The 12,735-nt window shown below is 66.2% G+C and carries 9 protein-coding genes; 8 read left to right on the top strand and 1 reads right to left on the bottom strand.

Translation table 11 applies throughout. The features are described 5' to 3' along the window. Positions 1-10 precede the first annotated feature (10 nt). From CJ014_RS07970 to xylB, 6 genes are all read left to right on the top strand, one after another. Positions 11-1,489, top strand: a complete 1,479-nt coding sequence (locus CJ014_RS07970; RefSeq protein ID WP_100079943.1) for a mannitol dehydrogenase family protein — start codon at positions 11-13, stop codon at positions 1,487-1,489. Positions 1,490-2,105: 616 nt separating this feature from the next. Then, positions 2,106-3,074, top strand: coding sequence for a substrate-binding domain-containing protein (locus CJ014_RS07965; RefSeq protein WP_100079942.1), 969 nt, complete (start codon positions 2,106-2,108; stop codon positions 3,072-3,074). 71 nt (positions 3,075-3,145) lie between these two features. Then, the gene (locus CJ014_RS07960) at positions 3,146-4,642 is read left to right on the top strand and encodes a sugar ABC transporter ATP-binding protein (RefSeq protein WP_100079941.1); all 1,497 of its coding nucleotides are present in this window, start codon (positions 3,146-3,148) and stop codon (positions 4,640-4,642) included. An 11-nt stretch (positions 4,643-4,653) separates the two neighbouring features. Then, positions 4,654-5,688: an ABC transporter permease gene (locus CJ014_RS07955; protein ID WP_245427182.1), complete on the top strand. Its 1,035-nt coding sequence runs from the start codon at positions 4,654-4,656 to the stop codon at positions 5,686-5,688. A gap of 23 nt (positions 5,689-5,711) precedes the next feature. Beyond that, positions 5,712-7,181, top strand: a complete 1,470-nt coding sequence (locus CJ014_RS07950; RefSeq protein WP_100079940.1) for a mannitol dehydrogenase family protein — start codon at positions 5,712-5,714, stop codon at positions 7,179-7,181. 80 nt (positions 7,182-7,261) lie between these two features. After that, complete coding sequence (gene xylB / locus CJ014_RS07945) at positions 7,262-8,755, top strand: xylulokinase (protein ID WP_100079939.1); 1,494 nt, start codon at positions 7,262-7,264, stop codon at positions 8,753-8,755. Here xylB and CJ014_RS07940 read toward each other — a convergent pair. Continuing rightward, a complete protein-coding gene (locus CJ014_RS07940) occupies positions 8,737-9,768 on the bottom strand; it encodes an AraC family transcriptional regulator (RefSeq protein ID WP_100079938.1) in 1,032 nt (343 codons plus the stop codon). The two genes, xylB and CJ014_RS07940, sit on opposite strands and share 19 nt — an antisense overlap. Positions 9,769-10,193: 425 nt before the next feature. Between CJ014_RS07940 and CJ014_RS07935 the strand changes: the two genes are divergently transcribed. Next, positions 10,194-10,517 carry a PTS fructose transporter subunit IIB gene (locus CJ014_RS07935; protein ID WP_100079937.1) on the top strand — a complete coding sequence of 108 codons (324 nt, stop codon included), beginning with the start codon at positions 10,194-10,196 and terminating at the stop codon, positions 10,515-10,517. A 159-nt stretch (positions 10,518-10,676) separates the two neighbouring features. After that, complete coding sequence (gene glmS / locus CJ014_RS07930; RefSeq protein WP_100079936.1) at positions 10,677-12,500, top strand: glutamine--fructose-6-phosphate transaminase (isomerizing); 1,824 nt, start codon at positions 10,677-10,679, stop codon at positions 12,498-12,500. Positions 12,501-12,735 lie beyond the last annotated feature (235 nt).

Here is a 12,735-nt window from a genome sequence, read left to right as displayed (position 1 = left end):
GAGGCCTCATATGCCTATCGCTCTTTCGCTCGCCGCGCTGGACAGCCTGCCGCAAACGGTGACCCGTCCCGCCTACCGCCGCGCCGATCTCAAACCCGGCATCGTGCACTTCGGCCTCGGCAACTTCCACCGCGCCCACCAGGAGGTCTATCTCGACCTGCTGATGAGCGCCGGCAAGGCCCACGACTGGGCGATCGTCGGCGCCGGCGTCCGCGATTCCGACACCGCCATGCGCAAGGCGCTCGAGCCGCAGGACTACCTGACGACGCTGGTCGAGCTCGGCGGCGACCCCGCCGCCGCCCGCGTCATCGGCCCGGTCGTCGACATCATCCCGGTCGAGGACCGCGAACGCCTCGTCGAGACGCTGGCCGCGCCGGAGATCCGCATCGTCTCCATGACCATCACCGAGGGCGGCTACTACCTGGATTCCGCCACCGGCCGCTTCGACGCCGCCCATCCCGAGATCGTCGCCGACGGCCGCAATCCGGACGATCCGCGCACCGTTTTCGGCCTGATCCTCAAGGGCCTCCGCCGTCGCCGCGACCGCGGCGTGCCGCCCTTCACCGTCATGAGCTGCGACAACATTCCCGGCAACGGCGAGGTGACCCACCAGACTCTCACCGGCCTCGCCGGGCTCAGCGACCCCGCTTTCGCCGCCTGGGTCGGCGCCAATGTCGCCATGCCCAACGCCATGGTCGACCGCATCACGCCCGCCACCACCGACCGCGAACGCCAGAAGCTCCGGGACGAATTCGGCATCGTCGACAACTGGCCGGTGTTCTGCGAACCCTTCAAGCAATGGGTGGTCGAGGACCATTTCCCGCTCGGCCGGCCGCCGTTCGAGGATGTCGGCGTCACCTTCGTCCCCGACGTCGCCCCCTACGAGATGATGAAAATCCGCATCCTCAACGGCGGCCACGCCACCATCGCCTATCCGGCGGCCCTGATGGGCATCCACGGCGTGCACGAGGCGATGGCCAATCCGTTGATTGCCCGCTTCCTCGAAACGGTCGAGCTCACCGAGATCATTCCCATCGTGCCGCCGGTGCCCGACACCGACCTCGTCGCCTATTATGAGCTCGTCGCCGACCGCTTCGCCAACCCCAAGGTCGGCGACACCATCGCCCGTCTGTGCCTCGACGGCTCCAACCGCCAGCCGAAGTTCATCATTCCCTCGTCGCGCGACCGCCTGCGCCAGGGTCTCGACGTCACCGGCCTCAGCCTCGTCTCGGCGCTGTGGTGCCGCTACTGCGCCGGAACGGACGACGCGGGCAATCCCATCCCGCCCAACGACGACAGTTGGGAACGCCTGCGCGGCCTCGCCCTCAGGGCCAAGGACGATCCGCTGGTCTTCCTCGACGGTCTGCATGACATCTTCGGCGACGTGGGCGAATCGCCCCGCTTCCGGCAACTGTTCGCCGCGCACCTCGAGGCCCTGTGGGCCCGCGGCAGCGCCGCCGTGCTCACCGGCTATCTGGCGGCAGCGTGACGGAAGGCGGCGCGGGGCCGTCCGTGCGGCGCACGCCGGTCCGCGCCGGCCGTCCAGCATAGTCGGGAGAGGCCGAAGCAAAGCGTGCCTTTACCCGCGCCGTCCGTCCCGCCGGTGCGTGGATGGACGTTGGCGCTCGTTCACGCCCGGGATGTCGGAGCGTGCCTTTCTCCCCTTCGGGAAATCGGCGCGGCGCTCCTTTGCGCCGCCGCTCGCTTCGTCATGGGCGGGAATGATGCACAGCGCGCCATCGCCGAAGGTCTTATCACCGCGATTGATCGGGATTTCTACAAACTGCAAAAACGGCGGGAACGCGCCAATCGGATACGATTTTGCAGTTGGGCATCGCCCAGGTCCTGAAAACTCGATCGATTGATAGAAAGATCCTGCATTTTAAAAGGCGGGTCACGGCGATTGCCGGTCCCGTCGCTTGCAAAAATTGCACAATAATCGACAGACAATGCTTGGTCAGCGTCAAAGCGTCATGCGAGCATTAATCATCGGGCGATTGAGGGAGACACATAAGTGTAGGACGCCGCCCGGACCGATCGGATACCTGTCCCCCACAGGGCAGGGAAAGATTATCGATCGATATAGCTAGTTCACGGAGAGAGAAATGAATAGGTTTGTGGGTGCTGCGCTTGCCGCGGCGATGATGACGCTTGGCCTTTCTTCCACCGCGGGCGCCGAGGAGGCCCTGAAGATCGGTTTTGCCAACCGTACACTTAACGGAGCCTTCTTCGTCGGCCTGACCGAATACATGAAGATCAACGCCGAAAAGGCCGGCTACCAGATCATCACCACCGATGCCGCCGGCAACATGGACAAGCAGGTCGCCGACGTCGAGGACATGCTGTCGCAGAACATCGACTATCTCGTCCTCAACCCGCAGGACCCGGCGGCCGGCGTCAAGATCACCGAGATGGCCGCCAAGAAGGGCATTCCGGTCATCGATCTCGACAGCGACATTTCGCTCGACGCGCCGGTCATCACCCGCGTCATGGCCAACAATGCCGCCAACAACCGGCTGATCGGCGACTTCGCCGTCAAGCAGTTCGGCAACAACCCGATCAATGCGGTGATCATCTCCGGCAACCAGGGCAACCTCGTCGGCGAAGCCCGTCGCGACAACTTCATCGCCGGCGTCATGGAAGCCCAGATGCGCGACTACGGCGCCACCAGCTTCACGGTGCTGACGCAGGCCTGGGGCAACTGGGACCAGCAGGGCGGCCTGAAGGCCATGGAGGACGCGCTCGTCGCCCAGGGCGACAAGATCAACATGGTCTATTCGGAAATGGACGACATGGCGCTCGGTGCCATCCGCGCCCTCAAGGCGGCCGGCAAGCTCGAGAACGTCAAGGTCTTCGCCCACGACGGCTACAAGTTCTCCCTTGACGCCATCAAGCGCGGCGACCAGCAGGCGACCGCCTCCAACAATCCGAAGCTGCTGACCGAGAAGGTGTTCGAGGTCATCAAGGCGCACCATGAAGGCAAGCGCACCTTCAACAACTACGAGTACATCAAGCCGCTGCTGATCACCAAGGACAACGTGGCCGATTACTACGACCCCGAGTCTCTCTTCTGATCAAGGACAGGGTGGACGGGCGATCCCGTCCACCCGCATCCACGGAATAGAACGACGGGAGGGTCGTTTCCATGCAAAGTCCAGCCATCGTCATCGAGGGCGTCAAGAAGCACTTCGGCGGCGTTCGCGCGCTGTCCGACTTCAACCTCAGGGTCGACAAGGGCACCATCCACGCGATCGTCGGCGAGAACGGCGCCGGCAAGTCGACGCTGATGAAGATCCTGTCCGGCATCTACACGCGGGACGCCGGCCGCATCCTGCTCGACGGCGAGGAGGTTCATTTCGAAACCCCGCAGCAGAGCCGCGAGAAGGGCGTCGGCATCGTCCACCAGGAGCTGGCGCTGTCGCCGGATCTCTCCGTCGCCGAGAACATCTTCCTCGACGATCTCGGCCGCGGCCGGCCGCTCGTCGACTGGAAGTCGATCAACGCCCGCGCCGGCGAGCTCCTGAAATCCTTCGGCTTTCCGATCGATCCCCGCCATCGCACCGGCGACCTGACCGTCGCCTACCAGCAGATGGTGGAGATCACCAAGTCGCTGGCCAAGGAAGTCAACATCCTGATCCTCGACGAGCCGACAGCGGTGCTGACGGCGCCGGAGATCGACCTGTTGTTCGAAAATCTCCGCCGCCTCAAGGCCAAGGGCGTCACCATCCTCTACATCTCGCACCGGCTCGAGGAGATCTTCCGCATCGCCGACGGCATCACCGTCGTGAAAGACGGCGTCACCATCTGCGATCTCGATCCCAGGACCTGCAGCGAGAACGACATCATCACGGCCATGGTCGGCCGCGAGCTGAAGTCGCTGTTTCCGGAAAAGAAGCCGCCGCGCGACGAGCCGCTGTTCGAAATTCGCCATCTCACCCGCCGCGGCGTCATCGAGGATATCAACCTCACCGTCCGAAAGGGCGAAATCGTCGGCCTTGCCGGGCTGATCGGCTCCGGCCGCACCGAGATCGCCGAATGCATCTTCGGCCTTGCCCGCTACCAGCAGGGCGAGATGATCAAGAACGGCCGCAAGGTGTCGGTCGCCCACCCGGCCGACGCGGTGGCCCAGGGCATCGGCCTGGTGCCGGAGAATCGCAAGGAACAGGGCGCCGTGCTGCCCATGGGCATCGACGCCAACATGACCATGTCGCGGCTCGGCGGCGTGTCGCGGCTCGGCGTCATCCGCCACGGCTACGAGCAGGCGCTGACCCAGAAGCTGCGCGAGCAACTGCGCATCAAGCTCGGCAGGCTGTCCGATCCCGTGATGAGTCTTTCCGGCGGCAACCAGCAGAAGGTCGTGCTCGCCAAGTGGCTCAACGTCGGCTGCGACTTCCTGGTGTTCGACGAGCCGACGCGCGGCGTCGACGTCGGCGCCAAGTCCGAAATCTACAACATCATCCATCGGCTGGCCGAGGAGGGCAAAGGCCTTCTCGTCATCTCCTCCGAACTGCCCGAGGTCATCGGCCTCTGCCATCGCGTCTACGTCATGGCCGACGGCGAGATCGCCGGCGAGCTGGCCGGCGACGAGCTGTCGGAAGAGCGGATCATGTCGCTCGCCATCCCCAAGCGCAGCATCCAGTGAGGGGAAAAGAGATGACCAACCAGTCCCAAGGCAAGGAAACCACCATGACCGAGATCACATCGGCCCCGGGCGTGCCGGTTGCCGCCCCGGCGTCCAGATGGTCGCGCGAGCGTATCGTCTCGCTGCTGCTCGACCAGTCCACGCTCATCGTCTTCGTCGCGATGCTCGTCATCGCCGCGATGCTGACGGACCGCTTCTACACCTTCGAGAACTTCACCAACATCATGCGCCAGTGCGTGCCGCTCGGCGTGGTGTCGCTCGGCCTGCTGTTCGTGATCCTGACCGGCGGCATCGACCTCTCCGTCGGCTCGCTGATGGCCATCGTCTCGGTGGTGGTGGCGCTGTCCATTCCGACCTATGGCCTGTTCGGCGCCCTGATCCTCGGCCTGCTGACCGGCACCTTCTTCGGCGCCATCTCCGGCGTCTTGGTCGCCTACTTCCGCATCGCTCCCTTCATCGCCACGCTGGCGGTGATGACCATCGCCCGCGGCGCCGGCCTGATCATCTCCAAGGGGCAGCCCGAATTCATCAACGATGACGGCTTCAACGATTTCGGCATCGCCTCCTTCCTCGGCCTGCCGACCACCGTCTACGTGCTGCTGATCTGCTTCGCCGTGGCGCTGTTCCTCTACAAGAAGACGGTGTTCGGCCGGCTGGTCATCTCCATCGGCTCCAACGAGATCGCCACGCGCTTCGCCGGCATCCGGGTCGAGCGCTACAAGTTCGGCGTCTACCTGATCTCGGGCTTCGCCTGCGCCGTCGCCGGCATCATCGCCTCGACCCGCACCGGCGTCGGCTCGCCCATCCTCGCCATCGGCTTCGAGCTCGACGCCATCGCGGCGGTGGTGGTCGGCGGCGCCAGCCTGGCCGGCGGTCGCGGCCGGGTGTTCAACACCATCATCGGCGCGCTCATCCTGTCGGTGATCTCCAACGTGATGAATCTCCTCAACATCCCCGGCTATCACCAGCAGGTGGTCAAGGGAATCATCATCGTCCTCGCCGTGCTGCTCGAGAGCCTGAAGCTCCGCCTGTCCTCGCGCTCCTGACACGATTTTCTGGGTTTTGCATCATGATCAAGCTTAACAACGCCAACCTGGCGACGCTGCCCGCCGACGTCGCCCGCCCGACCTACGACCGCGGCAAGCTCACGACTGGCATCGTCCACTTCGGCGTCGGCGGCTTCCACCGCGCCCATCAGGCCATGTATCTCGACCGGCTGATGAACAAGGGCGAAGCGCTCGACTGGGGCATTTGCGGCGTCGGCGTCATGCCGTCCGACCAGCGCATGCGCGACGCGCTGAACGGCCAGGACGGCCTCTACACGCTGATGGTCAAGCATCCGGACGGCCACTACGAGGCGTCGGTGATCGGCTCGATCGTCGACTTCCTCTATGCGCCCGACGATCCGGAAGCGGTTCTCGAGCTGATGGCGGCGCCCTCCACCCGCATCGTGTCGCTGACCATCACCGAGGGCGGCTACAACTTCCACCATGTCACCGGCGAGTTCGATCTCGGCAATGCCGATGTCGTCCACGATCTCGCCGCCGGCGCCGTGCCCAGGACGGTGTTCGGCCTGGTCACCGAGGCGTTGCGCCGCCGCCGCGCCCGCAGCATCGCGCCGTTCACGGTGATGAGCTGCGACAACATCCAGAGCAACGGCGACGTCGCCAGGAAGATGTTCTGCGCCTATGCCGGCGCCAAGGACGCCGAACTGGGCGACTTCATCGCCAGCCATGTCGCCTTCCCCAACGCCATGGTCGACCGCATCACGCCGGTGACCACCAGGGAAGACATTGCCGAGGTCGCCCGCCGCTTCGGCATCGACGATGCCTGGCCGGTGGTCTGCGAGCCGTTCACCCAGTGGGTGGTGGAGGATCACTTCCCGCTCGGCCGCCCGGCCTACGAGAAGGTCGGCGTCCAGATGGTGGCCGACGTGGTGCCCTACGAGTTGATGAAGCTGCGCCTGCTCAACGCCAGCCACCAGGCGCTCACCTATTTCGGCTACCTTGCCGGCTATCGTTACGCCCACGAGGTGACCGGCAACCCGCTGTTCGCCAAGTTCCTCCTCGACTACATGACGCTGGAGGGCACGCCGACGCTGTCGCCGGTGCCGGGCGTCGACCTCGACGACTATCGCCGCACGCTGATCGAGCGCTTCTCCAATCCGGAGGTGCGCGACACGCTGGCCCGCCTGTGCGCCGAGAGCTCCGACCGTATCCCCAAGTGGCTGCTGCCGGTGATCCGCTGCCAGCTCAAGGCGGGCGGCGACATCTCCCGCTCGGCGGCGGTGGTGGCGAGCTGGGCCCGCTATGCGGAGGGCACCGACGAACAGGGCCGGCCGATCGAGGTGGTCGACCGCCTCAAGGACAGGCTGATGGCGATCGCCGCCCACAATCGCGACAACCCGACCGCCTTCATCGAAAACCGCGAGCTGTTCGGCGATCTCGCCGACGAGCCGCGCTTCGTCGCCGCCTATCGGGAGGCCCTTGCCTCGCTCCATTCGGCAGGAGCGCTGGAAACCGTTCGCCGCTACTGCTGAAGCGGCCGGCGGGCGGCGGCGGAGGCCTCTCCCTCCGGTCGCCGCTCGCCGGCAACCCGATCCGCCGGGAGGAGTATCCCATGTTTCTCGGAATTGATTGCGGCACCCAGGGCACCAAGGCGCTGATCGTCGACGATGCCGGCCGCACGCTCGGCCGCGGCCATGCCGCCCACGACCTCATCGAGCGGGCGAACGGCGCCCGCGAGCAGGAGCCGTCCTGGTGGGTGGCGGCGATGGCCGCCGCCGTCCGCGGCGCCATTGCCGACGCCGGCGTGTCCGGCCGCGACATCGTCGCCCTCGGCGTCTCGGGCCAGCAGCACGGCCTGGTGGTGCTCGACGAAACCGGTGCGTCGATCCGGCCGGCCAAGCTCTGGAACGACACCGAGACGGCGCCGCAGAACGAGGCGCTGATCGCCGGGCTCGGCGGCGCCGCCGCCTGGTTCGACCAGCTCGGCATCGTGCCACGCACCGGCTACACCATCTCCAAGCTCCTATGGCTCAAGGAGAACGAGCCGGACAACTTCCGCCGCATCCGCCGCATCCTGCTGCCGCACGACTACCTCAACTACTGGCTGACCGGCCGGGCGGTGGCCGAATACGGCGACGCCTCCGGCACCGGCTTCTTCGATATTCGCCGCCGCGTCTGGGCCACAGCGCCGCTCGACCTCATCGACGGCGGCAGCGGCTTCCTCGCCGCCGCGCTGCCGGAGCTGATCGCCCCCGATGCCGTGGTCGGCTCGCTCACCGCGGTGGCGGCCGAAGCGCTCGGCCTTTCCACCCGCTGCCTGGTGTCGGCCGGCGGCGGCGACAACATGATGGGCGCCATCGGCACCGGCAACGTCCGGGCCGGCGTGGTCACCATCAGCCTGGGCACCTCGGCCACCGCCTATTGCTACGCCGAAGAGCCGGTCACCGACGCCGACGGCTGGGTGGCGCCTTTCTGCTCCAGTTCGGGCGGCTGGCTGCCGCTCATCTGCACCATGAACGCCACCAACGTCACCGGCCGCATGGTGTCGGCCTTCGGTCACGACATCGGCTTCCTGTCGGAGGCGCTCGCCGCCACCCTGCCGGGGGCCGGCGGCCTGACGCTGCTGCCGTTCCTCAACGGCGAGCGGACGCCCGACCTGCCGACCGCCACCGGCAGCCTCGTCGGCCTCAGGAGCGACAACCTGACGCAGGAAAATCTGGTGCGGGCGATGGTCGAGGGCGTCAGCTTCGGCGTGACCGGCGCCATGCGCCGCATCCTCGGCGGCCGCGATCCTGACCGGATATTCCTGGTCGGCGGCGGCGCCCGCAGCGCACCCTGGCGGCAACTGATCGCCGACGCCTCCGGCGCCGAGATCGTGGTGCCGGCCGGCGAGGAGGCGGGCTGTCTCGGCGGCGCGCTGCAGGCGATGTGGGCGGCCCGGCGCGAAGCCGGCACGCCCGAGCCGCTGTCGGCGATCGCCGAGCGTTCGATCGCGCTCGACGCCGACAAGACCATGCGGCCCGATCCGGCCCGGCGCGCCGCCTATGACGACGCCTTCGGGCGCTATGCCGACGCCCTCCGGCGGATCTACGGCGTCAGGGCCTGAAATGGCCGACCGGTGCCCGCTCGGTCCTCCAGCGAATGGGCACCGGCCGACGGGGCCGGCCGGCGGGGCTCGTCAACCTTGCCGCCGGCCGCCGCCGACAGCGGCATTCCCGGCTCGATCCGCCACTTCAGGCCGCGCTGATGCCGGAAGTCGCTGGGCGACACGCCGATGAAGCGGGCGAAGTTGCGGTTGAAGGTCGACAACACGTCGTAGCCGATGTCGTAGCAGATCGACGTGATGGGAACCTGCGTCTCCATCAACAGCTGGCAGGCTTTGTAGATCCTGAGCCGGTTGATGTATTCCAGGCACGAGCAGTTGAGGTTCTTCTCGAAAAAGCGCGAGAAAGTGGAAAGCGGCATGCCCTCCCGCTCGGCGATCATGCCGCAGGTGAGGTTGGGGTTGTTGTAGTTCTCGGCGATATATTGCAGGACCGAGTTGAGGCGGGCCGAACGCGGCCCGAGGTCGGTGGGCAGGCCCGGGCAGAGAAGCCGCCGGTTCTCGTCGCCGACCAGGGTGGCGAACACCGTAAAGAACAGAGCCAGCTTCTCCGGCCCCTCGGCAACCGCCAGGCGGCGCAGCGGCCCGGCGACCTCGGCCGAGACGGCGGCCGAGAATTCGATGCCGGAATGCGACTGTTCGAACAGCTTGCCGAACGGGGCGGCGTCGGCGAACACCTGCAGGCAGCGCTCGGCGAAGGTGCCGGAGAATTGCAGCGCCATGTCGCGGTCGTGGATGAACAGCCGGTCCTCGCGCTCGCTGAACGAATTGTCCGACACCCACATGTGCGGCATGTTGGGGCCCATCAGCACCAGATTGCCCGGCTCGAAGCGGCCGGCATAGGTGCCGACGAAAAACGAACCGGAGCTGCGCTGGATGAGATGCAGCTCGTATTCCGGGTGATAGTGCCAGCCGGTGTAGGAATAGGGATAGTCGTGGGAAAAGGCGAGGAAGCCGCGGTCGAGCGGCGCCACGATCACCTCCCGTATCAGGTCCTTCATCGCAGCGCTTTTCATCGCTCTCTCCCCGGCAAGACCCAGCCCGAGTTGCCGATCGCTTCCGTCACGGCGGCTTGCGCCACGCGGCCTTCGCCGGCCACCCGATCATTCCCGGCGCCTGCCCGGCTTGTCCACACACGACTTTGCGATGGGGAAGGCTTGATGCCGTTCGGCCAAAGACATCCTAAAGAACCGGCGCCACGCTTGTCTATAATCCGGAAGCCGATCTCGACTCCGCCCCATGTATTGACATGGCGTCCTGGGAGTTGACGGGCTCCGGGCCAGCAGGTTGGAGCGGCAGAAGGGAGCGTCGACACGACTGTTCGTCATTTTTCCCAGTCCTGTTTGCAGCTTCGGTGCATTTGCAGTATCAGAGCGACTTGATGTCAGGAACGCCGGCTGCCTGTTGATTGGAAGCGGCAGTGGCAGGGGAAGGAGGCGACATGGAGAACGGCACCAGGATCGTCGTCGTCACCGCCTGCCCGACCGGTATCGCGCTCACCTACATGGCCGCCAACCGGCTGCAGGCCGCCGCCCAGCGGCTCGGTTACCTGATCAAGGTGGAGACGCAGGGCGCCCTCGGCAGCGAGGACATCCTGACGCGCAAGGATATCGGCCGCGCCAACGCCGCCATCATCGCCGCCGACGTCGATATCGATGGCCTCGACCGCTTCCAGAGCGTGCCGGTGCTAACCGTCGGCACGGCGCAGGCCATCGCCGACCCCGAGGCGGTCCTCGCCGAAGCCCTGGCGCTGCCAAGGGCATGATTTTCGGTTCGCCGGAAAGAATTCTGTAAAACTCGGCAACTATTGTTGACTTGTCGCCAGTTGTTCGGCGTGACACCGTCGCCTCTCGTGAAAGGCGCGGTCGCCGGATGCATTTCGGCCGATAGATCGGCCTCCAGGCAAGAGCGAGTTAGTTCGTCAATGTGCGGAATTATTGGAATCGTCGGTCGCGAGGGTGTCTCTGAACTGCTGCTCGAAGGGCTGAAGCGCCTCGAATACCGTGGCTACGACAGTGCCGGCATCGCAACGCTGGTCGGCGGCGCCATCGAGCGCCGCCGCGCCGAAGGCAAGCTCGTCAATCTGGAGCGGCGTCTCGCCGAGGCGCCGCTTGCCGGCTCCATCGGCATCGGCCACACCCGCTGGGCGACGCACGGCGGCCCCACCGAGGGCAATGCCCATCCGCACGCCACGGATCGGGTGGCGGTGGTCCACAACGGCATCATCGAGAACTACCAGGCGCTGACCGCCGAGCTCACGCAGAAGGGCCACGTGTTCGTCACCGAGACGGACACCGAAGTGGTCGCCCACCTGATCACCGATTATCTTCAGCAGGGCAAGGCGCCGGTCGAGGCCTGCCGCCTCGCCTTCCATCGCCTGGAGGGCGCCTTTGCCCTGGCCATCCTGTTCGCCGGCGAGGAGAACCTGATGGTCGGCACGCGCCGGGGCACGCCGCTGGCCGTCGGCTACGGCGACGACGCCATGTATCTCGCTTCCGACGCCTTCGCCATGGCGCCGCTCACCAACCGCCTCGCCTATCTCGAGGATGGCGACTGGGTGGTGCTGACGCGCGCGTCGGCGGAGATCCGCGCCGCCGACGATACGCCTGTCGAGCGCAAGATCCACGTCTCCAACGTGTCGGCGGCGCTGATCGGCAAGGCCGGTCACCGCCACTTCATGCTGAAGGAGATCTTCGAGCAGCCGCAGGTGATCGGCGACACCATCAACGCCTTCGTTTCCGCCTCCACCGGCGCCATCGCGCTGCCCGACCTGCCCTTCGACCCGGCGAAGGTGCCGCGCCTCACCATCGTCGCCTGCGGCACCGCCTATTACGTGGCCATGGTCGCCAAATACTGGTTCGAGCAGGTGGCGCGCCTGCCGGTCGACGTCGATATCGGCTCGGAGTTCCGCTATCGCGATACGCCCTTCGAGGCGGGCGGCGTCGCCATCTTCGTGTCGCAGTCGGGCGAGACGCTCGATACGCTGGAAGCGTTGCGCCACGCCAAGAGGGCGGGGCAGCACATCGTCTCCATCGTCAACGTGCCGGAAAGCACCATCGCCCGCGAAAGCGACCGCGTCCTCTATACGCTGGCCGGCCCGGAGATCGGCGTCGCCTCCACCAAGGCCTTCACCACCCAGCTCACCGTCATGGCCTGCCTGGTGCTGGCGTTCGCCCGCGCCCGCGGCACCATTTCCCATGAGCGCGAGGCCGAGCTGGCGCTGGCGTTGCGCGAGGTGCCGGCCCGTGCCGCCGAGGTGCTGCGCCACGACGACGCCATCCAGGCGCTGGCCGGCGTGGTGGCGGAAAGCCGCGACGCGCTCTACCTCGGCCGCGGCACCGCCTATCCGATCGCCCTCGAAGGCGCGCTGAAGCTGAAGGAGATCAGCTATATCCACGCCGAAGGCTATGCCGCCGGCGAGATGAAGCATGGCCCGATCTCGCTGATCGACGATGGCGTGCCGGTGATCGCGCTCGCGCCGTCGGATGCCCTGTTCGAGAAGGTGGTCTCCAACATCCAGGAGGTCGCCGCCCGCTCCGGCCGGGTGCTCTTGATCTCCGACGCCGACGGCGTCGCCCGGCTCGGAAGCAAGGTGCGCTGGTCGATCGAGCTGCCGAAGGTCGATCCCTTCGTGGCGCCGATCCTCTATTCGCTGCCCGTGCAGCTTCTCGCCTACCATACGGCGGTAGCCAAGGGCACCGACGTCGATCAGCCCCGCAACCTCGCCAAGAGCGTCACCGTCGAGTGACCGGCGGCAGGTGATTCCATGTGAGAAGGGCGCGCTACGCCGGCTTTCACAAGCCGGCGTAGCGCTTTTCCTATTAGCAAAAAGTATGATTGGGGGAGCCTGGATGCTCCCTATGTCGACTTAAGTATGTTGTGGGCCACACAGCAATCGTACAATTTTCAAGTCGCGGATACTGCCGCAACGTAATGGATTTCAAAGGCTTTCCGTCCTGCCGAATGAGGAACGCCGCGGTGCG

Origin of the sequence: Pleomorphomonas carboxyditropha (genome assembly GCF_002770725.1) — a bacterium.
GTDB classification, from domain to species: Bacteria; Pseudomonadota; Alphaproteobacteria; order Rhizobiales; family Pleomorphomonadaceae; genus Pleomorphomonas; species Pleomorphomonas carboxyditropha.
This window is presented reverse-complemented; position numbering and strand designations above follow the sequence as displayed.

What these genes read in the sequence shown, in the direction of transcription:
- CJ014_RS07965 (WP_100079942.1), top strand. Translation starts at nt 2,106, where the DNA reads ATGAATAGGTTTGTGGGTGCTGCGCTTGCCGCGGCGATGATGACGCTT.
- glmS (WP_100079936.1), top strand. Translation starts at nt 10,677, where the DNA reads ATGTGCGGAATTATTGGAATCGTCGGTCGCGAGGGTGTCTCTGAACTG.
- CJ014_RS07950 (WP_100079940.1), top strand. Translation starts at nt 5,712, where the DNA reads ATGATCAAGCTTAACAACGCCAACCTGGCGACGCTGCCCGCCGACGTC.
- CJ014_RS07940 (WP_100079938.1), bottom strand. Translation starts at nt 9,768, where the DNA reads ATGAAAAGCGCTGCGATGAAGGACCTGATACGGGAGGTGATCGTGGCG.
- CJ014_RS07935 (WP_100079937.1), top strand. Translation starts at nt 10,194, where the DNA reads ATGGAGAACGGCACCAGGATCGTCGTCGTCACCGCCTGCCCGACCGGT.
- CJ014_RS07970 (WP_100079943.1), top strand. Translation starts at nt 11, where the DNA reads ATGCCTATCGCTCTTTCGCTCGCCGCGCTGGACAGCCTGCCGCAAACG.
- CJ014_RS07960 (WP_100079941.1), top strand. Translation starts at nt 3,146, where the DNA reads ATGCAAAGTCCAGCCATCGTCATCGAGGGCGTCAAGAAGCACTTCGGC.
- xylB (WP_100079939.1), top strand. Translation starts at nt 7,262, where the DNA reads ATGTTTCTCGGAATTGATTGCGGCACCCAGGGCACCAAGGCGCTGATC.
- CJ014_RS07955 (WP_245427182.1), top strand. Translation starts at nt 4,654, where the DNA reads ATGACCAACCAGTCCCAAGGCAAGGAAACCACCATGACCGAGATCACA.